Consider the following 24,797-nt stretch of genomic DNA (forward strand, 5'->3'; position numbering starts at 1 on the left):
GGAAGCAGAGCAAATTTCAGCCCCGACGAACGTCGGGACGAGCCGAGCAAATGATGTTAAATTCCGCTTTTAAATAGCGCTTCTATTCCCGGCAACGTGCCATGCGCCAAGAATTCCAGCATGGCGCCGCCGGCGGTGGAAACGAAAGAAAATTTGTCCATAATTTTAAGCTCGTTCAAGATTGCAACAGTGTCGCCCCCGCCCACTATCGTTCTGGCGCCGGAGTTAGCAATTGCCATGGCGATAATTTTCGTCCCTTCCTCAAAGCTCGGTTCTTCCATGCTGCCCAGCGGCCCGTTCCAGAGTATGAAGCGGGCTTCTTTTATCAAACCCTCCAGCCGTTCGGCCGACTTCGGCCCTACATCCAAAATCACGCCGTCTTTTTTTCTGACATCCTCGGGCAGAATTATTTTCGCGTTCCCCAGATATTTTTCCACGGAAACTTTTTCATTATAAGAAGAGCCGTCAATGTCTTCGCCTTTGGCTTTGAAGAAGTTATTGGCCAGCGCTCCGCCGATAAAAATTTTGTCGGCGATGTTTAAAAACTTGTCCACCACGCCGATTTTCGTTTCCGCCTTGATGCCTCCCAGAATGAGAAGGAACGGGTGGTCAGGGTGGAAAGCGGAATCAAACCCGCTCAATTCCCCTTCAAAAAGCAGGCCGACAAAAGACGGCAGATATTTGGGCAGACCGACCACCGAAGCGTGCCGGCGGTGCGCCACGCTGAAAGCGTCGTTGACGAAAATGTCTCCCAGCGAGGCGAGTTCTCTGGCGAAAACGTCGTCGTTTTTTTCCTCCCCTTCGTGCAAGCGTAAGTTTTCCAGCAACACAACTTGGCCGTCTTCCATATCGGCGATTTTTTGCTTTACCGAGGCAATGTCCGAATGTTCAATAAACTTTACCGGTTCGTTTTTAAAATATTTTTCGTTCAGATATTCGCAGACCGGTTTGATGGTTTTCCCCTTGCCCGGGCTCAGGTGGCTCAAGATTATCGTTTTGGCGCCGGCGTTTTTGAGCAGTTCTATCGTCGGCACGGTTTTCTTTATCCGGTACAAATCTTCAATGCGGCCATCCCCAAAAAGCACGTTGAAGTCCGCGCGCAAAAGCACTCTTTTACCTCTAAAATCAATATTTTTAATGCTCGGTAGCGTCATTGTTATTTTGCAGCTTCAGCATTGCTTGCAACCTCTAAAATCTTCCCAAACTCTTCCGGATCCAAACTTTTCTGCCCGACAAGCAATCCCTGAACCCGCCCTTTGCCGATAAATTCTCCGGCCGTGGAAGAGTCAACCGAGCCGCCGTAAAGAATGGGCACACCCCTGGCAAAAGAGTCGCCGAAAGACAGCAATTTTTTCCGGATAAAAAGCGACATTTTAAAAACCGACTCCGGGTCGTCGGGAGTAAGTTTGCCGCCGGAGCTTACGGACCAGACCGGCTCGTAGGCTATAACCAAACCTTCAAGCAATTTGCTTTTTACGCCCTTTAATCCGTTTTCAATCTGTTTTCTTACCTCGTCAAAATACAATCCATCGGCGTCTCTCGCCTTTTCTCCGACGCAAAAAATAATTTTCAGACCGGCTTCCAGCCCAGCTCTTGTTTTCTTGTTCATAATCTCGTCCGTCTCCCCCATTTTGCGCCGCTCCGAATGGCCGACAATGACGTACTTAACGCCGTCTTTCTTCAGCATCACCGGCGATATTTCTCCGGTATAAGCTCCTTTTTCCTCGTAAAAAACATCCTGCGCGCCGAGCTCCAACTTGGAAGCGAAGCTTCCAAGTTCCGATAAATAAACGAACGGCGGACAGACGACAACCTCAACGCCTTTGGCTTTCGCCGCGGCCTTCTTGATTCCGCCGAAAATTTTTTTGGCTTCTTCCGCCGAAGCCGGATTCATCTTCCAGTTGGCGACGATTATTTTTTTGGCCATATTCAGATTATACAATAAATTTAAAAACTTATTCTATTTCTTCCCATGTTTCTATGGAGTAGCCGCCGGACGGGCCGGAAGTGAACAGAAGATTAGCCAGTCCCGTTTCGTAGACGACGCTGGCGGAGTTGGCCAGCTGTATTTTGTAGGCCGAGGCTTCTTTGACGTTGATATTGTTGGACAGATAAATCATCCCGTGCGGGGCGTAAAGAAGCACTTTGCCGGAGGCGCTGTTAGACACGGTTATCGCCGCGTTCCCGCCGCCCGTTTCGGCGCTGTTGTTTTGGGAAACAAGCAGGACATAAGACTTGTCGCCGCCCGAGCCTGAAAACTGAACGGTGTTGCTCAAATACACCTGCCCGCTGGAGCTCCTGTTCGTTTCCTTGTCGGCTATCATAACCACCGTCCTGTCCCCCAAAGACGGATTGATTTTCACAATGGCGTTGTTGCTGACGTTAATGTTGCCGGAAACCCAGACGTTGCCGTTTAAAGTCAGGACGTCCGTTCCGTCTACGTAAAGGTCGCAGTTTATTTTCTTGGGTCCTAAAGAAACGGAACCGCTAAGAACGTACGGGCAGGGCGAGGTGTGAGTTCCGCCGGCCGCCGCCTCGACCTTGAACTCCTCTATTTGGGCGTCGGATATTGGCAAAGAAGACGTGGCCTGGTCGGGACTGCCCGGATAAGACACTCCGCCTATTGTGGTGCCGGAAATCACCTGATAATAAGCGTCTTTGTCTATCTGGGAATTTCTGATGGTGTGGGCGTAAACGGAGCTGGTGGAATGAATGCCGTCCACCAAGCCGTTCGGCCCGGCGGCTATGACGTCGCCCCGGGTAATATTACTATTGGAGCCGGTGACAGGCCCGTTGGAAAATACGTTGCCCACGACTTGGGAGCTGTTGGTCATCACCAGACCGCCGTCGCCCACCTGGATTCCGTAATGGAAAGACGTGCCCGAACCGGGCTGCATTTTGACTTTTACACGGCGCACGGCGCTGGAAGCGTCCGCCGAAGAAACCACCTCTTTATAACCGCCCGTGTCGGCAACCGAAGTAGTGGCGTAAAATCCGTCCAAAAACATCACCTCGTCGGAGTCATAATTTTTACCCGAAACCAGGCGATAAGACATGTCTTCCAGTCCCGCTTCCGCCGTGAAATAACTCTTTTTAGACGAAAGAAAATCTCTTGATATTTTTGACTCTTTGTAAGCAAGCGTGTAAGCCCCTCCTGTAATGACCAACGAAATCACGGTAAAAAATATCACCGTGGCCAAAACCGCCTGCCCGGAACTGGAATTACGAATTAAGAATTCAGAATTAAGATTTGGAATTTTCATATTAGTAGCTTCCTCTTAAGGTGATAGTATTATAAAAATTTTCCGACCTTTGCATATTAGCACCCCCGGCCCGGACGGTCATTTTTATCTTCACCGCCGTTCCAGCCGGGGAAGTTATTTTGTTAAACTCCAGATAAGTCAGCTCCGTGGAAGAAGCGGTGAGATATTCGGTCGCGCCGCTGTCTTCTTTTACAGCCAACGCTCCGTTGTCGCTGAAGAATTCAATTACAGCGGCTCCGCCCGCGCCGGCGGTGTTGAGCTTCAGCCGTCCCGGCGAAAACCCGAAGACGCTGGCGGCGTCCGTGCCGGTCGCTTTGCGCATTTCTCTGGCCATTCTTTCCATTGCCGCCGAGGCGGAAATGTTTATGGCCCGGGAAACTCTTACCGCTCCGTAAGACTTGACTATGGCCAAAAGAGAATTGACAACCGCCAAAACCAGAACAACGAATATGGCCGCGTAAATCACCGTCTCCAGCAATGTCACCCCTCTTCCAAGGACGGCCCTTGGAGATTTTTTAAGGACCGTCCTTGGAAGAATCCGGTATTTTTTATTGATTTTCATAATTTTAATTTGAAAAAATGTCGGTCAGATACGTTGATATATTTTTGGTGGTGGTGCCGTTTCTGCCCTGCCAGGAAACGGAAACTGTCGCTTTTCGGGAGCCGTCGTCCTCCGTCCCCGACTCGGTTATGTCGTCATCGGCGTCGCGGTAAACGTTTTCCAAAACGAATTTTCTTGTAAAAAAGCCGTCAATCATTTGGCCGGTGGCGGTTGCCTTCCAGCTTGTTCCATCAAATTCCAGATAATAATCCGCGCCGGCGTTAAGCGAAGCGATGTTGTCCTGCCAGCCTTTGTCTCTTAAAATTTTAAGCGCCTCAACTCCTTCCTCCGCTAAAAAAGAAGCCTGGACGCTTCTGACGCTTTCTCCCACTATCCGCTGGGAAAGCTGGGAAACGGCCATCACTCCGAGCAACGAAAGCGAGATGACCGCCACTCCCACAACCGCCTCCAGCAACCCAAAACCTCTCATCGAAGACTGACGTCGATGAGGTTTTGCGGCAATATTTTGGTGTTTACGCGTCATTTTTATGTTTAAAATTTACCGCGCGTCGGTCACTCCGGTCGGTTTGATGGTTATCGTTTTTATCTTGGAAACATCATCCTTTAGCCTTACCCCGACGCTGCCATAATTACCGGTTTTTCCCGTAAGCCTTTGGAAGACGACATCCGCTCCGCCGCCGTTTAAAGAAACGGGCGATATCTCCAGAACCGGATGCAAAATGGAAGTTTCGTTGTAGCTGTCGGCGCTGGAATAGCTGGCGCCTTTGAACAACACGGTCTTGTTCGCCTCAAAATGCACTCCGTATTGCGAAGCGTTTTCAGAATTTAAGGTTTTAAACCTGGCATCGCTTAGCATGGAAACAATCTGGTCCGCCGCGGCCTCCAGCAACCGCCCGTTTCGCAAAGACGACAAAGGGAAAATAATGGCCGCCGCCATCAATCCGATAATAGCCAGAACCACAATGATTTCCAGAAGACTGAAACCTCTTTTTTTCTCTTTAACTTTTTGGAATTTGGATTTTGGCATTTGGTTTTTTATCTTACCTCATAAACCTGATAAAGCGCGTCTTCACCTTCATCATAATAATCCGCCACCAGCGCCTCCTCAATGAGCTTAACGCCAATTTCTTCAAGATCTTGGCGATGTCTCTCAAGTAGCCTTTGCGAATCCTCCCTAAGATGCATGTCAAAAAGAACAGGCTTTCTTTCTTCTGCCGCCTTTGCCTTTAATTTCTCCACCAATTCTCTAAGAATTCTCCAGCCCAAGCCTTGCCTCTGCGCTTCGGGCAAAACAGCGATATCTTCCAGGTAAATTGATTTGTCGCTTTCATCCGTTTCATCCTCTATGGCAACCGCATAGGCAACAGCTTCTTTCTTGCCAGTCTTGGGATTAATGCCGTAGGCTATAGTCGAATAGTCTAGCCCGTTGCTGTCTTTTATGTCCTGAATCATCGCTTCGCCGTGAATTAAATCCGTGCCACGATAAATTTTTCTCTCCAACCTTTTTATTGTTTCAAAATCATTTTTGCTTAGAGCTCTTGTATCTAGGTCTTTAAATTCTATTTTAGTTTTAGTTTCTTCTGGCCTGCTTTTTTCTTTTTTAACCGTTTTCTTCTCAGCTTCCCATATTATTTTTACGCTCTTATCTTCAGCTTCCAATAAATAACCGCCTGCCCGGTTATATCCTCCTAATTTTTCGTATTTAACTGAATCATCCGCCATCTTGTTCAGTTCTGCCGAAGTAGGCAAATCATTGTTCGCTTTGCCTAACACCACTTTTTTGGCTCCTATTGCTTTGTCGTAATCTTTCAGATAATCAACCAGTTCTTTTTTTAGCTGTTCGGGATAATTACCGCTGTAAACAGTATTAGATTCAATGTTATCAACCACCAAAACCGGTCCTTCCCCCTCTTCGCCCTTACCAATCCAACACCAGGCCGCCGTTACTGGTTCGCTCTTGGCTTCATCCCAGATATTGACGATCTGAACACCAAGATCAGTGTTGTAGTCGGCGATAGTTGATTCCGCTCCCATATGCTCGCTGTTTATCTTAATGCAGCAATCGGAATAGTTGCCTTGATATAAATCAATATCGGGATTTCTCGCCCATACAAATATACTCATCGGCTGACTGTCCAGCTTGTCTTTTTCTTTGTCGCTCTTCTCGGAAAAAAGATTGGCAATAGCGGTCCGATCTGTTCTGTAATGGTCAAACTGTTCGGCAACAGCCTCATCTATTTCTTGCGTCAGCGAGCCTGCTCTTTCTTTGCCCAAAGCCGGAGAAATGATGTCCGGCATTTTCTCTTTAAATTCTTCCACTCTCTTTTCAAGCGCGTCAAATTTCAGCCTCAATTCTTCCTTACTCTTGGCTATCTTCTGTTTGGCTTCTTGGATTTCTTTGCCCGAAGGAGCTTTGCCGGAAGATTTTTCCGCAAATTCGTTTTCGGCCTTGATCAAGTTTTCTTGAGACTTGAAAACATCATTTTTTAATTGCGAAAAGTCGGCGATGTCGCCCAATAATTTATCCCAGGATGAAACTGTTTTGAGGCTAGCTAACTTTTGACTAAGCCCGTCTATGCCCTTCTGAATGCCTTGCGCTTTTTTGTCGTTCCCTTCGTTTCTCGCTTTTTCCATTTCCATTCTCATCTTGGCGATCTTGCCCTCAATTTCTTTCGGATCTTCAAGAGGTATCTGAAATTGCGCAAGTTCTTTCTGATAATTCTTGAGAACTTCTTTGATTTTATAAGTATAGCTGTCAATGGTTTCTTTAATTCTGTTTATCGGGGTGGCAATGGTTTCAGAAAAGGCCAACTTGCTTTTGCCCGACTCAAGAGAAAAGTAACGGGTTTCTTGATAATTAAGCCACCGGTCAATATTGATTCCGCTTCTTTCAATGTCAGAGAGTATTTCGGGATTGTTTTCGTAACTCTTTAGTTTCTCCTGCATCAATTGCCGAGATTCCAAAGACTCCGGATCAATGCCGGGATTTTCTTTCAAAATCTCCTTCTTGGCCTCAAAAAGAGTTTTAATGTTTTGCTTGGACAACTCATCAAACTGCGGAAACTTCACGAGTAATTTTGAACCGAATTTCGGATTCTCCATTACCGCATTGGCAAGAAAAGGGTTTTTTTGAATATCTCGCAGAAATTCATCAGGGTCTTTTGCAAACTCAAAAAGAAAAAGCAGAGTATCTAAAGATTTATGAGCTTGATCATAAAATTGAGGAGAGATGGGTTGAATTTGAGAAATCAGGTCTTTAATGTCGGGGATTTGATCAATTATTTCAGAAGGCTGAATGACTACAGAAAATCTTTCTTTAATTTCGGATGCAACATGGTGTCTGCCATTTTTAAGGCAGCTAATGTATCCTTCTTTAGCGGCTTGCTGAACTTCTGAAGTTAATAACCACTCCTTGGTTAAGGAAAATTTTTCTTTAATTTTATTAGCTTTATTAACCAAACCATCTTTAATGCAGCCAACAAATGCTTCTTTGATGGATCGCTGGACAAATTCTTCAGGCAAAGAAAAACTTTCTTTGATTTTATCGGCACCGTAAAATGAATTATTTTTAAGACGAAGAGTAAAACCCTCTTCGGCGGCCTGCCGAACACTTGCGGAGAAAGGTATGTCAAACACATTCCGAATTGTTAGTATGCCTTCTAAATCAGCACCATCGTTAGACAGTTTTTTAATTATTTTTTCCTCAGCATTCTTTTTTATAGAATTAATAGTTTCTAGAGCTATTGGAAATTTGTCTTTTGTCTCAGCTAAAAATTCATAATCTTCTTGTTCTAAAGATTTGAGTAAAATATTTTCAACATCTTTTTGTATCTTTTTGGAATATAAAAAATCATCAGATAAATTAATTTCTTTTTTAATGTTGGAAAAATTTGTAAACCATGATTTTATATAATTTACTGACCATTTTTCTTCAAAAAATTTCTGTTTAACTCTAATTGCATTTTTAAACTCGTCTCTGATTGCACTTTCAACTTTATTTTTGATTACCATCATAGGAACAATCTCATCAGGTACAAAAAATTTTTCTTTCAATTTACACGAATTTAGCATAGCATTAACTGTGTCAGAATAACCAGGAGTTGCACAATAGTTATCTTCGTATTTTTTGCTTATAAGTTCATGCATTCTTCCAGCAACAACGCTCTGAAGTTTTTTATCTAAAGCCGTCTCCTGCGTAATAGGGAACAGGTCAATAAAACTGAGTATTTTGTGTGTACTAATATTTATTATCCGGGGTGAATAAAGGCTGTTATCATCAGATTCATGCAGCTGAAACAAATTAATCAGTTTTTCTTTGATTACTCTCTGAAATTCATCACTTTTAATAATCTCATTGAGCGGAAAATTTTGTTTAACTAATTTTTTTCCAAAAGATTCAGCTTTTTTTATATCTATTTCGTCATATCTTCTCATGTTACCATTGGTAGCATACATATAAGGGGAAGCCGTAGTTGTATAATAAACAACCTTAATATTTTTTTGCGGATCTATGTCTTTCAGTAAATTTAACATCTTTTCAGTTATCTGCTCCGGGGTTAAGGCCATTTCTTCTTTTTCTTCCTTCTCTATCAATTTTATCGCCTGACTATAATTATTAACTTCGCCGAATTCTATTTTTTCCTGCATTTCTGTGGCCTTTTTATGCGCCTCATCAATAATTTCCTCCCTCTCTTTTTCAGGCAAATTATCAATTTTCTTTTGGTCTTCAATTTTTGAGAAATCAAATTTTTCCATTGTTTTGTTAGTCTAATGCCTAGATTTTAATGTCATATTCCATTCATCACCGAGTACATCGGCCTTATCATGGACAAGGCGAAAAACCCGACCGCTCCGCCGATGAGCAGCATCAGAAACGGCTCTATGATCGTGGTGATGTTTTTGGTCGCCTCGGCTACTTCGTCCTCGTAAAAAGAGGCCACCCTTTCCAGCATCTCGCCGACTTTTCCGGTTTCTTCGCCTACCGCCATCATTTCCCCAACCATCACCGGATAATATTTCGGCGCCTGTTTGAAAGCGTTAGAAATAGGCACGCCTTTCTGCACGTCTTCAATGGCGTTGTTCAGTATTTTTTTGTAATCGCTATTTTGCAGAACGTCTTTGGTAATTGTAAGCGCCTCCACGATGTTGATTCCGGAGCTCACCAACGAAGAAAGCGTCCGGCTCGTCCTGGCGGAATAAAGTTTTTTGGCCACCGGAGAAATTATCGGCGCGTTGAGCATCAAAAAACCGAGAGCCTTCCGGCCATTTTCCGAGCGCAAAAACCATACCGCGGCGGCCAGAATAAAAACAAGAACGGCCAGAAATAAAATAGTGTGCCCGGTCAGTGTTTCGCTTATAAAAATTATCACTTTGGTGCTCAAAGGCAGCTCCATATTCATATCTTTGAAAGTGGAAACGAGGGTTGGCACCACGTAGACGAACATAAAGGCGCCGATGCCGAGCATGGCCAGAAGAATCACGCACGGATAAATCATCGCTCCTCTTATTTTCTTAAACAGGATGTAATCTTTTTCCATCTGCTGGCCGGCCGTCTTTAAAGAGTCGCTCAATCTTCCGCTCTCTTCGCCCGTTCTTACCATGGCCGTAAAAAGTTTGGAAAACGTTCCCGGGCGCTTTTTCATCGCCTCGCTTAGGGCGACTCCTTTTTTGGCATCCTCCAAAAGCGCCGCTATGATTTTGGCGAAAACTTTGTTTTTGGTCTGGCGGCTTAAAATTTCCAGCGCCCGGGCAAGCGGCAACCCGGCCGAAATCATCACTCCCAAATTTTTGGAAAACATTATCTTCTCCGCCGCGGAAATAAATCCGATTCCGGCCAGAAGCGAGCGCAAGTCGCCTTTCTTTCCTTTTTCTATTATGGAAACCGGTATTTCTCCTCTCTCGCGGAGTTTATGGGCGGCCTCGAACTTGTCTCCCGCGTCTATTTCCCCGCCCGTGTCTTCGCCCGATATTTTTTTGGCTTTGTATTCAAAAATCATTTTGTTTTTATTCGCTGGTGACTCTTAACACTTCCTCCAGCGTGGTCACTCCCTGGGCCGACTTCATAATTCCGTCTTCCAGCATCGTCATCATTCCCTCTTTTTTGGCCTGTTTTTCTATGTCGCCGGAGGTGGCGTTGGACATTATCAGGTTTTTGATGGACTCGTTGACGCTTAAAATTTCATGGACGCCTATCCGGCTGGAGTAGCCGTCGGCGCACTCGCCGGACGGCTTCGGCCGGTAAAACGGCAGTTTGTCCAAAGTCGTTCCTTTCTCCGCCAGCTTTTCCTTAACCATAAAATCAGCCACCCTTTCCAAGTCGGCTTCCTTTTTCAAGGCTTCGTACTGCTCTTTGCTTAGAAAATATTTTTCCTTGCCGGGGCAAAGCACACGCACCAGCCTTTGGGCGATGACGACGTTAAGAGTTGAGGCAAGCAAAAACGGCTCCACGCCCATATCCAGAAGCCTTGGCACGGCTCCGGCGGCGGAGTTGGTGTGCAAAGTGGAAAGAACGAGATGCCCGGTCAGGGCGGCATTGACCGCCAGTGAGGCCGTCTCGCTGTCTCTTATCTCTCCCACCATTATTATATCCGGGTCCTGCCTGACCAGCGACCTCAAGCCGTTGGCGAAAGTAAATCCGATGTCCGGCCGGACCTGCGTCTGATTAACTCTGGGTATCTGGTATTCTATCGGGTCCTCAATGGTGGAGATATTGACGTCGGGCGTGTTCAAAATATCCATCGCCGTGTAGAGCGTGGTGGTCTTGCCGGAGCCGGTCGGTCCGGTGACTAAAATCATACCCGTCGGCTTGTTGATGGCGCGGTGAAATTCCTCTATCTGGCTGGGAGCAAAGCCGAGCGTCTCAAAGGTGAAGCCTTTGGAATTTTCCAGCAAAATTCTCATCACGATTTTCTCTCCGTGAAAAACCGGCAAAACGGAAACACGGAAAGAAACCTTGTCTTCCGCGGTTTCTATCTTGAAGCGTCCGTCCTGGGGCAACCTTTTTTCGTCTATCTTCAGGTTAGAGAGTATTTTTATTCTGGCGGTGATGCCGGAGGCGACGTGCCGCGGCAAAATCATTGCGTCGCGCAAAACCCCGTCCACGCGGTAACGCACCACTAAATCTTTTTCCTGCGGTTCTATGTGGATGTCGCTGGCCCGCTGCAGAATGGCGTGGCGCAAAAGCGTGTCCACGATTCTGACGATAGGAACATCCTCGGCCAGTTTTTTAAGGTCGTCTCCGGCAGCTTCCGCGCCGTCTTTATCGCTGACGATTTTAAGCGATCCGGCCTCTTTTTTGACGATGTTGTCAAACTCCGCCTGCAGACTTTCCTGGTATTGGGAAAGGGCGGACTTGATGGATTTGCGGCTGGTGAGCCTGGGCAGAATTTTGAGATTTGATTTTTTCTTGATGAAGTCAATCGTTTCCAAATCTTCCGGGTCAAGCATCGCCACCTCCAGCTCGTCTTCTTTTTTATTATAAGCCACGATGTTGTGGTTGCGGGCGAGCGGTTCAGGTATAAGGCTCAAAACTTTGAAATCTATTTTTTCTTTTTCCAGACTGACGAACGGGATGCCTAAAATGTAGGCTTCCATTCTTCTTAAATCGTCTTCGGAAATTTTTCCTTCGTTAAGCAAAACTTCCTTCAAATCAAGGTCTTCCCTCTTGGCTTTCTTCTCAGCCTCGGCGACGTCCTTGGCGGCAACCAATCCGCTGTCCAGCAAAAAAAGCTTCAATTTTTTGGACTCAACTTTCATTGGTTTGATTATACCAAAAATAAACTTGGCCGTAATGATTTGACAATTATAAATTGTGTGTATATCATTAAATCATCAATCCCGCCGAAAGCGGGATAATTTTATAAGAAAAACGCCCGAAATGGCGTAAAAGCAAAACATATGGATCTAAAAGCTTTACAAACGGCCCTGCACCAGTTGGAAACGGAAAGAGGCATACCGAAAGATAAAATCGTCCGAACAATAGAAGACGCGCTGGCGGCGGCCTATAAAAAAGACTACGGCAAAAAAGGCCAGATTATTCGGGCCGTGTTTAATCCGGAAAACGGAGAAATGTCTTTCTCCCAGATCAAATACATCGTGGATGAATCAATGCTCAAGACGGAAGAAGAGGGCGACGAACCGGCCCACGAAGAAGCGCCCGTGGCAATGGCGGAGGGCGAGATAAAGAAAGTGCGCTTCAACCCCGAGCACCACATTATGCTGGACGAGGCCAAAAAAATTAAGAAAACCGTCCAGCCGGGCGAGGAAATGGTTTTTCCCTTGGAAACGAAAGAAAACTACGGAATGATCGCTGCGCAGACCGCCAAACAGGTTATCATCCAGAGAATCCGCGAGGCGGAGAAAGAATCAATCTACGGCGAATACAAAAACCGCCAGGGAGAAATAATCAGCGGCATCGTCCAGAGAATGGAGGCCGGCAACGTCTTCGTTGACCTGGGCAGGGCCACAGCCATGCTCCCCCGCGATGAGCAGATCCGGGGCGAGAGATATAGGATAGGAGAAAGAACAAGGGCATTGCTTTTCCTGGTGGAAGAAACGCCAAGAGGCATAAACCTTTTCCTTTCCCGCTCGCACCCGAGGTTTATCGCCAAACTTTTTGAGATGGAAATACCGGAAATAACTTCCGGCGCGGTGGAGATAAAAAACATCGCCCGCGAACCGGGTTCCCGCTCCAAGATAGCGGTGGTTTCCAAACAGGACGGCATTGACCCCGTCGGCTCCTGCGTCGGCCAAAAAGGCGTAAGGATCAGCACCATCATCTCCGAACTGGGCGGCGAAAAAATAGACATCATAGAATGGTCCGAGAATCCGGAAGACGTCATTGCCAATTCCCTTTCTCCGGCCAAGATAATAGAAGTCAAGGCCGACCCGAAAACAAGGGTGGCCGAGGTGACGGTGGACGAGGACCAGCTTTCCTTGGCCATCGGCAAGATGGGCCAAAACGTGAGGCTGGCGGCCAAACTGACCGGCTGGAAAATAGACATCAAGTCCCGCGCGGGCGAAACAGTGGCGGAAGCGAACGAGGAAGGAGAAGTGACGGAGAAAACAAAAGAAACTGTGTAAGAATTATTAGTTAATTTTAAATCCGAAATTCGAATATCGAAATTCGAAACAATTTCTAAACTCAAAAAACAAAATTCAAAACTGTTTAGAATTTTAAATTTTTAACATTTGAATTTATTTCGGATTTCGTGCTTCGTGCTTCGGATTTACATTTTGAATATGTCGTTATTAAACATCAAAATCGGAGACAAGGCGCCGGAAATTATCAACGTCGTAATTGAGATTCCCAAAGACAGCCAGAATAAATACGAGATAGATAAACAAACGGGAATAATCTCGCTGGACCGGGTTCTCTACTCCCCCGTCCATTATCCCGCCGACTACGGATTCATACCAGAAACCAAAGCCGAGGACGGCGACCCGGCGGATGTGATGGTCTTGGGCAGCGATCCGCTATTTCCCGGCTGTGTGGCCAGGGTCCGACCGATAGGAATACTTAGGATGATTGATGCCGGCGAACAGGACAACAAAATTCTGGGCGTGCAGGCGGACAACCCACGCTTTGACGCCATCAAAGACATCTCCGACATAGAGAAACTGCACACTCATTCGCTTAAAGAAATCGCCCACTTCTTCCAGACCTACAAAGAATTGCAAGGCAAAAAAGTAGAAATATTAGGCTGGGAAAACTCCTCGGCGGCCAAGAAAGAAATAGAAAGAGCGATGGAGATGTATAAGTAAAATTCAAAATTAAAAAGTCAAAATTTAGCTTATATTTTATTTGCTTGTTTGGTGATTATATCATAACGATACGAACCCTTTATGTCTCCGCCCCAGGTTACGTCATATTCTATTTCTTCGTTATTAATCCATCCTCGAAATTCAGTTCCATAACAACCATATCCTCTTTCACACTCGATGCCTTGTAAATCCAAGTCAAGAGATTCCATAGTTTCTGAACTAGTAATGGTAAAACTGCAATCCCCCTCCCAACAACCGTCCGAAAAAACAAAATAATTGCCATTTGGAGAAAAACCAAGAAATTTATTGCCTAGATAATAATCCGTAAGAATGCGAATCTCTCCTGGAGCGCGAAAGGGATGTAAAACACCTGCGACAGAATCTGGTTTCAAATAAAAACTGACAGTAAAACCGATTTCTGTGCCTCTTGGCGAAAGACTAATGCTAACAAAATCAGAAAAATTCCTAAAAGCCGCTCTATCAATACAGCCATTATTCGGCACTAATTTTCGATTATAATCATCAGTGCATCTCTCTGTTTTTTGAAAAAAATTAAATATGCGGTCATCGGCAACATCTAAAATAACTCTTCCTCTTTCATCAAGAATGCTTTTTTTATCTGATGAAATTTTTATGGGCTGGAGTGGTTTTTGCGACTTAATCCTGATTTTGCTGACTACGTTAAAACCAAAAACACCTAAACCAAAAATTATAATTGCTAGAATGATAATCTTTAAAAAATTTAATCTCATTGAATTGGCTACGCCGTCGGTTTGGCGATGCGCTTTTTCCGATAGTTGATGTCGTCCAGGACTTCCATGGCGATGGTCGCCAGCGGCACGGCCAATAGCATCCCGACAAAACCTCCCACGTTGGCGCCGATAACCAAAGCCAGGATAACCACGACGGCCGGAACGCCCACTATTTTTCTAACCACCAAAGGATAGATAAGATGATTCTCAAACTGTTGGATAATGACGTAAAGAATAAGTACCTCCAAAGCCAGCCATGGATTTTCCAACAAAGCCACGATAATCGGCGGTATGGCGGAAAGTATCGGCCCGAAAATCGGGATGAGCTCAAAAATGGCCGCTAAGATGGCGAAAGTCAAAGCGTATTTGACCTGCAAAAGGGTAAGTCCGATGTAAACTAAGACGCCGACGATAAAGCCAAGCAATATCTGCCCCTGAAGCCAGTAACCGATTTTCTTCCTCCAGCGCATCCACAGGCTAATGGCGTAGTCCTCGTGGCGCGTCGGTATTATTATTCTTAAAAAGTTTTCCACCCCGTTTTCCTGAACGGACAAATAAAAAGAGAGCACTATCACAAGAATGAACGAAACCACCCCGCCCACGGCCATAGAGGCAAAGTCAAAAAAGCTGGCGGTAAATGTGTCTATGTATTCCCCAAGCATCGTTATTGAGTTGCCGAGTCCGTCTCTGACAAACACCGGCAGATTGCCGAAAATTTTGTCCACGGTGCCGGCCTCAAACGGCTTTTCCAGATAAAGCGGGATGTTGTCGGAAAAATTGGTCAGTTCGGAAAAAGTGGTCGGGATGATGATGTAGAACATCGCCCCGAGGAACAGAAACGCCGCCATATAAATGAAGACGACTGCCAGGGCTCTGGGTATTTTCCTCTTCTGCAGCCAGGCCGCCGCCGGTTCTATGCCGGAAGCAATAACCAAAGAAAGAATCACAGACATTAAAATGCCACGAATCATATAAAGAAAAACAGCAATCACAAGGATGGTCAAAATTTTTATTACTGTTCCGACGCTTATATTTATTGAAAATTTATTTTCTTCCATGTTTTTTCAATTTAATTTCGCTAAAATCGCCTCGTATCTTTTTTGTTCCGCCTTTCCGGCATCCTGTTTGCCCACCGCCGCCAGGCTTATCTTGCTTGGAGAAAAAATCTCCCTTGCGGCATTTATTATTTCTTCCTTTGTCACCTTTTCTATTTTTTTAAAGATATCCGTCGGCTGTTCAATTTTATTATAAAACAATTCCTGCCCGGCGACAAAGCCGGCTATCTCGTCGGAAGTTTCAAACTTCAGTGCCATTTGTCCCCGCAGGTAACTTTTGGCCAGGGAAACATCTTCCTCGGAAATTTTACCGTCTTTTATTTCCTTGCAGATGTCGGTTATTTTTTCCGCCACTTCGCCTAGTTTGTTATGGGGGATTCCGGCGGCCATGCCCAGGTAGCCGCAGTCCAGATATTGTTCCCCCCAGGAATAAACGTAGTAGGCCAGTCCCAGTTTTTCTCTTATTTCCGAAAACAGACGCGACGAGGTGTTGCCGCCCAAAATAACGGACAGTAAATTAAGGACGTATCTTTTTTCGTCATACATGTCATACGCCCGCGCCGCCATGGCCAGATGCGTCTGGTCGGAATCTTTGTTTATTATCTTTACGTTTGGTGATTTTTGCCCTATCTTCGCTTTGGCGCAGGGGTTATTCGTCCCTTTTTTTATTTTTCCGAAAATGGCGTTTAATTTTTTGAAAGTTTCCTCCGGTTCAAAATTTCCCGCGACCACCAATACCATATTGCCCGCTTTATAGTTTTCGCCTTCGTATTTAATCAGGTCGTTTCTCTTTATCGCCCCGACCGATTCCTTGCTTCCTATGATGTCCCACCCGATCGGCTGGTCGCCCAGAGCGATGTTTTCCAAAACGCTTTGGACTTTCACCCGCAAATTATCTTCGTACATATCCATTTCCTGAAGTATCACTCCCCTTTCTTTTTCTATCTCCTCCTCCTTAAACAAAGGCTCCAGCAGAATGTCGGAAACGACGTCCAAACCAACGTCAAAATCTTTGGCGGAAGTCTTGACCCAGAATCCGGTCATCTCCTTGGAAGTGAAGGCGTTGTGGTCGGCGCCTATTTTGTTGAGGTCTCTGTGAACTTGTCCTGGCTCCGGCCGGCTCTTGGTGCCTTTGAAGAACATATGTTCCAAGAAATGAGAGATGCCGCCGATTTTCTTAACCTCCCAGCGCGAACCGACTTTGACAAACGCCATCAGCGTCACCGCCTCGGTGCTCTTCAGCGGAGCAAGTATAACCCTCAACCCGTTGTCCAAAACTTTTTTCTCAAAGTTTATCATTTAAACCAACTTTTTTACGTAAATAATATATTCTTTAAAATCTACAAAATTAATTTTTAGTTTTTCTATAAAAGCTTGTTTGTTCAAAGTATCGTATCTGTGGACAATTCTATTTCTTAGACCGACAACCGGAGCTATTTTTGCGGCAAAATCTTTCGGCAACAAATTGTTATCCGCCAACGTTACAAACGTGCTTTGCAGGTCATCGGGCACGGTTAATTTATTCTCTTTTATTAAATGGATATTTATGTCCACAATGGTATCAACTATAAGCTGAAGCAACCTCTCCGCCGTGTGATATTTGAAATAATCTTTTCTTATTTCTTCGTCCGACATTTTTGTTACTATCGGATCAAGTTCTTCCAAATATTCAATTATTTGATTTATTTTTTTCTCAACCAGTTCCTTGTCAAACATGTTTTAATTCTTTTTGGTACTGTTTAATTTTAAAATCCAAAAATTCCGACCTTGCTTTTAAAAGTTTTTTTGTGTCAAAATATTTTTTAAACGCATTAATTACAAATTCGCTGAATAAGGTTTTTTTTGACTCAAAAACAACGACCGCGTTATCCGCGATTTCTTTTTGAAGCAGTGGCGAAGCGTTTCTTAAGGAAACCAGATCAACAAAATTAGTTTTAAAAATCTCCATAAGCGCTATGGAAAGCGAACTTTCCTCCATCAGTTCAAGCGGTTTTTCCGATAAATAAGCAATGTCAACGTCGCTCCCCCTGCGAGTTTTTCCGGTCGCCTGTGAACCAAAAAGCACCACCAAAGAAAGACCGTATTCCTCTGCCAATTCCTTGATTTTTGGCTTTGCATTCTCTATATCCATACTGAAACAACAATAGCACGGGCAAAAACTTTAGGCAAAGAAGCACAAAGAAAGGATATTTTCTAATCCTTTCTTTGTTTTATCTAGTGCAGTAGAAATTATTATTGATTATATGGAGCCTCATCCCCATATGGAATCCCTAAGCAATATACATTATCAGAATAATCAGCGAGGGCTCCTGCACCAATATAAATCTTAAAACCAAAACAATTATGATAAAATTTATCGCAGTCAGAATAAGGACAATTGCCTCCGGTAGTTCCAATAATTTTGGGGTAAAAAAAGACAAATACTCCTAGTATAATAAAAATTATACTAAAAATCTTAATCTTTTTATTCATGGTTTTTATTAGTTAAATAATCTGCGACCTTTATAATGCCTACCCTTTCCTGCTTGCCCGTATCCCTGTCGCGGACGGTGACGGTGTCGTCGTTTAAAGTGTCGAAATCTATCGTGATGCAAAACGGCGTGCCGATTTCATCCTGCCTTCGGTAGCGTTTGCCGATGTTGCCGTTGTCGTCAAAAATTATCGGCCGGATTTCTTTTTTAAGTTCGCGGTAAACTTCTTGGGCTTTTTTGACCAGTTCCGGCTTGTTCTTCAGCAACGGGAAAACAGCCGCTTTTATCGGAGCCATGTTTGGCTTGAATCTAAGCACCACTCTTTTTTCGCCGTTCATTTCGTCCTCGTCGTAAGCGTCAGAAAGAAGCATTAAAACTGTTCGGTCAACTCCGACCGATGTTTCAATCACATGGGGGATATAACGTTCTTTGGTTTTCTCGTCAAAATAGCTCATATCAACGCCTGAAAATTTCTGATGCTGGCTCAGATCATAATCTCCCCTGTAATGCACTCCTTCCAACTCGTTCCAACCAAACGGGTATTCATACTGAATATCCCACGCGTCTTTGGCGTAGAAAACAAGATTCTCGTGTTGTTTCCAGCGCAATTTTTCTTTTTTTGCCCCTAAACGGTCATAATAAGCCATACGCTCTTTTTTCCACTCTTCGTAAGCAGCCGGAGCGTCTTTTGGCGAAATAAAATATTGCATTTCCATTTGCTCAAACTCCCGCTTGCGAAACAAAAATTGCCTTGGGCTTATTTCATTTCGGAAAGCTTTGCCAATCTGAGCGATCCCGAACGGAATGGAATAAAATCCGGAACCTATCACGTTTTTATAGTTTATAAAAATACCTTGGGCTGTTTCTCCCCTCAGATAAACTTCTTCGTCTTCGCTGTCAAACTTGCCTAAGGTTGAGGTCGCCAGAAGACTCTTGGCGACAATTTTTCCAAAATCTTTTTTACCGCATGTTGGACAGTGCAATTTGTCCCTATTGTCATCAAATAATTTGTTTATTTGCTGTTCCGTCATCTTCTCGTCCGCCACAACTCCTATGACATCAAGCAGATGGTCGGCGCGGAATTTGGTATGGCAAGAATTGCATATAACCATAGGGTCGGAAAATCCGGAAACATGACCGCTGGCTTCCCAAACCTTCGCGGCGGTAAAAATACTTGAATCCAAAAAGGCCATATTGTCATGTATTTTCATGGCATTGGTCCACTCATCAACAACGTTTCTGCGAAGCTCTGTTCCAAGAGGACCCCAGTCATAAGTCCCCGCAAATCCTCCGTATATATCAGAACCTGGGAAGACAAACCCCTTTCTTTTGCAAAGCGATATTATTTTTTCCAATTTATTTTCCATGATGATTATTCTATTACTTTATCGTCGCCCGTTTTTGTTTGCGGGTCGCCCGACAACTTTATACTTAATGCCTGCACATCCCCGCTTATTTCCTCTCCCGTGTAGTCGTCCATCGCCTCAATTTTGGCGGCGTTAATTAATATTGGCGTTTCTCCGATCTGGGAAAGACTCGGCGCGAAAGAAATCTGGAACGATAGTTCTTTCGCCGGAGATATTATCCCCGTTCCGGCCGGAAGTTCGCCGAGGTTCCATGTCAGCTCGCCCGTTTTGTCGTCAAAAAACAAATCAGCCTCCGCCGGACTCTTCTGCCCGGTCAGCGTAACGTAAGGCGGCAAGGAAGACTTTATTTTGACTCCGGAAAGATTGTTGATGTTTCCGGCCAGCGACCAGGTGACGGTGTAGCTTGTTTCCGAACCGGCTTTGGGCGGCATCGGCCCCGAATTGGCGAACGGTCCGGAATAGTAAAGCGAGTGTCCGGCCCCCTGCAACCTGGAGCCTACTATTATATTCTTTTCAACCATATCGGAAATTTCCCTGTTTTCAAACTCGTTGGACGTGCCGCGACCGAATATTCTGGCGGTTATTTTCACGCTGAAATCCTTATCTTCCGGCCCGTGAACCGGCAGCGGGTTTTGAAGATAAAAGCTCAACTGAGATTTGCCCGACTTCCCTGAAGATATGGCGCCCAGACCCCCCAGCGTGGACGGATTCCAAACTATTTTATCGTCGGAGCTTCGGTAGAACCCCCGGCTGACGGACAAAGTTCTCGGATCGTAAGCCTCCCCCTCAATTTCCGTCTCTATTTGGGCGTCGCGGACTTCCGCTAGCAGATTATTAACCCACTCCAGGTCAACGCGAACGGAATCTCCCGGATAAACAATGTTCTTGTCCTGATCTTTGCCGTTTATCACAACCGACAGATTAAGCGGCGATTTTTTTATGGATATTTTTTCCGAGGCGCTGCCGTAAACCCGCAGTTCGCCCCCCTCCCCGGGCAAGCCGACGGAAGAAACAAAAATCCTTTCCTCCGCGTTCTCTCCCTCCACCGTTCCGTTTATTGTAATAACGTTTTTCTGATTCGGTCCCAGATCGCCGATCAGCCAGACATTGCTGCTCTGCCTCGGCTCCGGCTCGGCGTCTATAAATCTGAATCCGGGCGGATACTTCATTTCCATCCGCAGATTTCTGGCCACCGATTCGGAATTGGAAACAATCTCAACTTTAACCGCCACTTCCTGGCCGGACGCGGCCTCCTTGGGGACGGAAACGGTTATGCCGAGCGGCGCTTTAATTATCCTTACGGTGTACTCCGTCTCCTTGACGAAAATGGCGTTGGAGTCGGCGAGGCGATATTCCAAAGTCGCTTTTAATTTCTTCTCCTCGTTTTCCGTGCCGAAAAACACCGCATCAACTGACTCGTTCACTATTTCTCCCGGACCGACGTCGTCAAGCGGGATTCTCGTCCGCGTCATCTGGTCGCCCTCCGGAGAGAAGCTGTTGGACGGAAAATCAAAAATAAGGTCGGCCATTTCCAGAGGCGTTTCGTTCTGGTTTTTTATCGTGAAGCTGAACTTGGCCGGTTGGCCGCCGTCAACGCTGACCGGCCCGGAGGCGGTGATGGTGATGTTGGAAGAAGAAATGACGTTGGAACCGGAAAACAGCAGATAAAGGAAAAAGCCGCCGATAATCAAAAAAAGCGCGCCTGACAGATAAATGATAAGCCTGACCGGATCAAAAAAGCGGCTTTTTTTGCCGGCGGACGGCGCGTTTTCTTTCCAATAAGGCAGGATTTTTTCTTTTTCCGAACGCAAAGACTCCCTGTCCAGCCGAGACGGGAAACTTTCCTCCTTTTTATATAATCTCTTTTTAAGTTTTTCTAAATTATTGCTCTCGTCCATACAAAGCTATGAATAATATACCATATTTACAGCATACTTTCCTTAATGGCTCTGTTTATGGCGGAAACGGCGGCCAAACCGTTTCCCGGCATTGTTTCCATATATCCGAGACTGTGGAGAATGCCCGAAGCGGCTCGCGTTTCCAGGTCTTTCATGTTTTTAGAATCTGGCGTTTTTTCTTTTTTAAAAATCTCAAGGAAAAAGTCTTTAAGGTGTTTCCACGCCGTCTCGTTTTTTTCTTCGCCCTTTATCATTCTTACCAGCAAAGCGGCCAAACCGGAAAAACGTTCCAGCGCCTGGGAATTAAACGGAAGCGCCCGCGCGATGTCTCTGGCGTCCGTGATCTGCCAAAAATCGCCCAAAGAAATTACCGCGAATTCTCCGTAAGTGTACAAGTCCAGACCGTAACGCAATTTTGACTTCTCCAGCCGCGCGCCCTTGGCCGCCGCCATAATCATCCCGAATTTTTCCGTATAAATCCAAAACAGCCGGTCCGCCTCGCCGTAATCTTTTTTCTTGAGAATTATCCCTTCGGTTATGTAAATTTTATGAGCCATTTTTAAATGGACAAATTAACTTGAAATACTGTTTCATCTATTTTTACCTCCTCCCCTTTTTCGGTTTTGCCGAAATATAATTCTTTAACGCCGGTTTGAGCAATCAGTTCTTGCTCAAACTTTTGCAGAAATTTTTCACCGGCAGAGTCGGTTTCAATCTGCAAAGAAATTTTTTGGTCCGGCTTAAGATTTGCTTTCTTGCGCATATCCTGGACGGCGCGGACAAACTCCCTCAACCCCCCCTTTTCTTTCAGCTCTGGAGTTATATCCGTATCTAATTCCATGTCTTCGGAAATTTTATCATCAAACAAAACATCTTTAATATTCAACTCATCTTTAATTAGTTGTTTTAAATCTTCATTATTCATTATTCTTGATTCTTGATTCTTGATTTTGAGCGAAGCCAACGGCTGTCTCACTTTTATATTCGCTTTCGCCCTCGCCTCCAACCCTAACGACACAATACTCCTAACTTCTTCCATATCTTCAATTATATTTTGAATTTGGAATTTGGGATTTAGAATTTGGAGTGTCCAGTTTTCCATGTGCACGCTTTCCTTTTTTCCGCCAGCTCCTTTATAAATCGCCTCGGCCAAAAACGGCATCACTGGCGCGATAAGTTTGGCAATTTCCAACAAGACAAAACGTAAAGTCGCCAAGGCGTATTGCTTGTCTTTTTCATCGCCACCTTTAACCCTCTCGCGGGAGCGACGCACATACCAGGTGGAAAAATCGTTTGCAAAACCTTCAATAGGACGGACGGCTTTGACGGTATCATAAGCTTCCAGATTTTCCGTAACAAACTTAATAAGCTCGTTCAGCTTGGTTATTATCCATCGGTCCAAAACATTCTCGCTTTCCAACGCGTCGGTTTTGCCGTCGTAATCTTTTTTATACAAGTCAAAAAACTTGAACGTGTTCCATAAAATATTTATCACTTTGTTACGCGCCTCCTTCAGGTCGTTGTCCGAAAAGCGGACATCCTCGCCCTGCATCACCGGGCTGGCCATAAGATAGTAGCGTAAAGCATCGGCGCCGAATTTGTCCAAATTAACCAGAGGGTCGGTGTAGTTGCCTTTGGACTTGGACATCTTGCTGCCGTCCTCAGCCAAAATAGTGCCGGTGCTGACTACGTTTTTGAAACTGACATCGCCGAAAAGAATGGCCGCGATGGCATGCATATAGTAAAACCAAGTTCTGGTCTGGGCGATGTACTCGGCCACGAAATCTCCGGGGAATCTTTTTTCAAACTCCTTTTTATTCTCAAACGGATAATGATATTCGGCAAAAGGCATCGCCCCGGACTCAAACCAGCCGTCCAACACTTCCGGCGTCCGCTTCATTTGGCCGCCGCACTTATCGCAAACAAGCTCAACTTTGTCTATGTAGGGTTTGTGCAAATCAAGAGTAAAATTTTTGTCGTGAGGAAGCGGAACAAACGGCAACTCTTTTATTTCGCCGGTTTTTATCACCTCATTATTACCATTATTTTTTCTGGCCATATCTTTTAGGTTAATTGATTCTTTTTCGTTCAGTCCACCAGACACGGAAAACATCATCCATATTGGACCGGCATGGCTTACTATTAGAATATTTTTGTCTTTAAATTTTTTATCTATTTCATAGAGGAAATCGCCAACTCTACTTTTTAGATCATTTAGATTCTCTCCGTCAGGTGATGCCTTTGAAAATTCCTCAATCTTGTTGCTAAAATAATTTTCATAATCGCTTGAGTTTTTACCGTCAAAGAAAACCGCATCCAGCTCGCGCAATCTTTTATCAACAATCATATTTTCGTCTTTCAAACCAAATTTTTCAGCAACCAAAAATGCTGTTTCTTTCGTTCTTAGAAAATCAGAATAAAATATCAAGTCAATTCTGCCGATTTTTATTTTTTTAATGCTCTCTAAAACTTGTTTTTTGCCAGTTTCGGTCAGTGGGTACTTTTGGCTGCTTTTTAAGCTAAAATTAATTACGTTTCCAATATTATGCTCTCCTTCCCCATGTCTCATCACGAAATATCTGTTGCCGGATTTTTTGGTGTGTTTTTTAAGCTCTTCAAGCGAACCAACTAACACCTGATTTCCACAATAATTTTCTCCAGATTTTAGATTTGAGATTTTATATTTTATACTTCCTACACACTTCCATATTGGCAAAGGCGACGCCCAATAACGGTTGCGGGAGATGTTCCAGTCCGGCGCGCCTTCCACGATATTAAGAAAACGGCCGTGTTTTAAATGTTCCGGCACCCAGTTTATTTTCTCGTTCAACTCTTTCAACCTGTTTTTGACTTTCTGGATATTGATAAACCAGGATGAAAGCGCGTTATAAATCAACGGCGTTTCGCAGCGGTGGCAGTGCGGATAGGAGTGGGTGTGTTTTTCGCTGGCAAAAAGCAATCCGCGCGATTGCAATTCCTCCATAACCAGCTTGTTGCTTTTCTTCCAATACTGCCCGCGGATAAATTCCGGCGCGTCCTCGGTGAAGTGCCCGCTTGGATCAAGAAGCGGAATCATCGGCAGACCCAGTTTTAAGCCAAGGTTATAATCGTCCTCGCCGTACATCGGCGCGATGTGCACAATGCCCGTGCCGTCTTCAGTGGTAACAAAATCGGCAGCAGCTATATAATGCGTTTTCTTGCCGGAATTTTTTACGGCCGGAATTTCATAAAGCGGTTCGTATTCAAGGCCGACAAGATTTTTGCCTGATATTTTAACCCCTTCGCCTTTTGCCGAAATTAAATTTTCCTCGCCCTGTTTAAAAATTTTATACTCAATGTCCTCCCCCACCGCCAACGCCAAATTGCTCGGCAACGTCCACGGAGTCGTCGTCCAGGCCAAAATGTAAGCATTGTCGTCGGTCGTCCAATCGCCGATTTTTTGGCCGGGTTTTAGTTTGAACTTGACCTTCACCGCCTCGTCGGTATCCATTTTGTAACTGTTGTCCATCGCCACCTCGGCCTTGGAAAGCGGCGTTTCGCAACGGGTGCAATACATCAGCACCTTGCGACCCTCGTAAATTAACTCCTTGTCCCACATCTGCTTGAGCGCCCACCAGACGCTTTCCATATACGCTGTGTCCATCGTCTTGTAGGAATTGTCAAAATC

At 45.0% G+C, this 24,797-nt stretch carries 21 protein-coding genes; 2 read left to right on the forward strand and 19 right to left on the reverse strand.

The features are described 5' to 3' along the window. Positions 1-56 precede the first annotated feature (56 nt). From HUT38_00625 to HUT38_00665, 9 genes are read right to left on the reverse strand one after another with little or no spacing between them, the layout of a single operon-like run. The gene (locus tag HUT38_00625) at positions 57-1,154 is read right to left on the reverse strand and encodes a phosphoglycerate kinase (protein NUQ56989.1); all 1,098 of its coding nucleotides are present in this window, start codon (positions 1,152-1,154) and stop codon (positions 57-59) included. A 2-nt stretch (positions 1,155-1,156) separates the two neighbouring features. Beyond that, positions 1,157-1,927, reverse strand: coding sequence for a triose-phosphate isomerase (locus tag HUT38_00630; GenBank protein ID NUQ56990.1), 771 nt, complete (start codon positions 1,925-1,927; stop codon positions 1,157-1,159). A gap of 28 nt (positions 1,928-1,955) precedes the next feature. Further along, the gene (locus HUT38_00635) at positions 1,956-3,263 is read right to left on the reverse strand and encodes a hypothetical protein (GenBank protein ID NUQ56991.1); all 1,308 of its coding nucleotides are present in this window, start codon (positions 3,261-3,263) and stop codon (positions 1,956-1,958) included. A gap of 1 nt (position 3,264) precedes the next feature. Further along, positions 3,265-3,825: a hypothetical protein gene (locus HUT38_00640; protein ID NUQ56992.1), complete on the reverse strand. Its 561-nt coding sequence runs from the start codon at positions 3,823-3,825 to the stop codon at positions 3,265-3,267. Between the two features lie 4 nt (positions 3,826-3,829). Then, a complete protein-coding gene (locus HUT38_00645; protein NUQ56993.1) occupies positions 3,830-4,348 on the reverse strand; it encodes a hypothetical protein in 519 nt (172 codons plus the stop codon). Positions 4,349-4,363: 15 nt separating this feature from the next. Continuing rightward, the gene (locus tag HUT38_00650) at positions 4,364-4,852 is read right to left on the reverse strand and encodes a type II secretion system protein (protein NUQ56994.1); all 489 of its coding nucleotides are present in this window, start codon (positions 4,850-4,852) and stop codon (positions 4,364-4,366) included. An 8-nt stretch (positions 4,853-4,860) separates the two neighbouring features. Further along, positions 4,861-8,580, reverse strand: coding sequence for a GNAT family N-acetyltransferase (locus HUT38_00655; protein ID NUQ56995.1), 3,720 nt, complete (start codon positions 8,578-8,580; stop codon positions 4,861-4,863). 32 nt (positions 8,581-8,612) lie between these two features. Continuing rightward, positions 8,613-9,821 carry a type II secretion system F family protein gene (locus tag HUT38_00660; GenBank protein NUQ56996.1) on the reverse strand — a complete coding sequence of 403 codons (1,209 nt, stop codon included), beginning with the start codon at positions 9,819-9,821 and terminating at the stop codon, positions 8,613-8,615. A gap of 7 nt (positions 9,822-9,828) precedes the next feature. Then, on the reverse strand, positions 9,829-11,580 hold the full coding sequence (locus HUT38_00665; GenBank protein NUQ56997.1) for a type II/IV secretion system protein: 1,752 nt from the start codon (positions 11,578-11,580) through the stop codon (positions 9,829-9,831). Positions 11,581-11,721: 141 nt separating this feature from the next. On the opposite strand from HUT38_00665, the gene nusA reads away from it, so the two are divergent. Together nusA and HUT38_00675 are read left to right on the forward strand one after the other, a co-directional pair. Beyond that, positions 11,722-12,906, forward strand: a complete 1,185-nt coding sequence (gene nusA / locus HUT38_00670; GenBank protein NUQ56998.1) for a transcription termination/antitermination protein NusA — start codon at positions 11,722-11,724, stop codon at positions 12,904-12,906. A gap of 159 nt (positions 12,907-13,065) precedes the next feature. Then, positions 13,066-13,587 carry an inorganic diphosphatase gene (locus tag HUT38_00675; protein NUQ56999.1) on the forward strand — a complete coding sequence of 174 codons (522 nt, stop codon included), beginning with the start codon at positions 13,066-13,068 and terminating at the stop codon, positions 13,585-13,587. Positions 13,588-13,616: 29 nt separating this feature from the next. Here HUT38_00675 and HUT38_00680 read toward each other — a convergent pair whose 3' ends face one another. From HUT38_00680 to HUT38_00725, 10 genes are all read right to left on the reverse strand, one after another. Beyond that, positions 13,617-14,339 (reverse strand): hypothetical protein, encoded by a 723-nt coding sequence (locus tag HUT38_00680; protein ID NUQ57000.1) that lies wholly within the window; start codon positions 14,337-14,339, stop codon positions 13,617-13,619. Positions 14,340-14,347: 8 nt separating this feature from the next. Further along, positions 14,348-15,397 (reverse strand): AI-2E family transporter, encoded by a 1,050-nt coding sequence (locus HUT38_00685; protein NUQ57001.1) that lies wholly within the window; start codon positions 15,395-15,397, stop codon positions 14,348-14,350. 6 nt (positions 15,398-15,403) lie between these two features. Further along, on the reverse strand, positions 15,404-16,693 hold the full coding sequence (locus tag HUT38_00690) for an insulinase family protein (GenBank protein NUQ57002.1): 1,290 nt from the start codon (positions 16,691-16,693) through the stop codon (positions 15,404-15,406). Next, the gene (locus HUT38_00695) at positions 16,694-17,110 is read right to left on the reverse strand and encodes a DUF86 domain-containing protein (GenBank protein ID NUQ57003.1); all 417 of its coding nucleotides are present in this window, start codon (positions 17,108-17,110) and stop codon (positions 16,694-16,696) included. Further along, the gene (locus HUT38_00700) at positions 17,103-17,525 is read right to left on the reverse strand and encodes a nucleotidyltransferase domain-containing protein (GenBank protein ID NUQ57004.1); all 423 of its coding nucleotides are present in this window, start codon (positions 17,523-17,525) and stop codon (positions 17,103-17,105) included. Before HUT38_00700 ends, HUT38_00695 begins: the two co-directional genes overlap by 8 nt. Positions 17,526-17,626: 101 nt before the next feature. Continuing rightward, on the reverse strand, positions 17,627-17,866 hold the full coding sequence (locus HUT38_00705) for a hypothetical protein (GenBank protein NUQ57005.1): 240 nt from the start codon (positions 17,864-17,866) through the stop codon (positions 17,627-17,629). Next, the gene (locus tag HUT38_00710; GenBank protein NUQ57006.1) at positions 17,859-19,232 is read right to left on the reverse strand and encodes a glycine--tRNA ligase; all 1,374 of its coding nucleotides are present in this window, start codon (positions 19,230-19,232) and stop codon (positions 17,859-17,861) included. The genes HUT38_00705 and HUT38_00710 overlap by 8 nt, the downstream gene beginning before the upstream one ends. Positions 19,233-19,237: 5 nt before the next feature. Further along, positions 19,238-21,130 carry a hypothetical protein gene (locus tag HUT38_00715; GenBank protein ID NUQ57007.1) on the reverse strand — a complete coding sequence of 631 codons (1,893 nt, stop codon included), beginning with the start codon at positions 21,128-21,130 and terminating at the stop codon, positions 19,238-19,240. A gap of 26 nt (positions 21,131-21,156) precedes the next feature. After that, the gene (gene recO, locus HUT38_00720) at positions 21,157-21,687 is read right to left on the reverse strand and encodes a DNA repair protein RecO (GenBank protein ID NUQ57008.1); all 531 of its coding nucleotides are present in this window, start codon (positions 21,685-21,687) and stop codon (positions 21,157-21,159) included. Between the two features lie 2 nt (positions 21,688-21,689). Next, the coding region (locus HUT38_00725) for a class I tRNA ligase family protein (protein NUQ57009.1) at positions 21,690-24,797 on the reverse strand (3,108 nt) is incomplete at its 5' end.

It is taken from the genome of Candidatus Paceibacter sp., assembly GCA_013360865.1.
Classification (GTDB): Bacteria; Patescibacteriota; Minisyncoccia; order UBA9983; family UBA9983; genus SURF-57.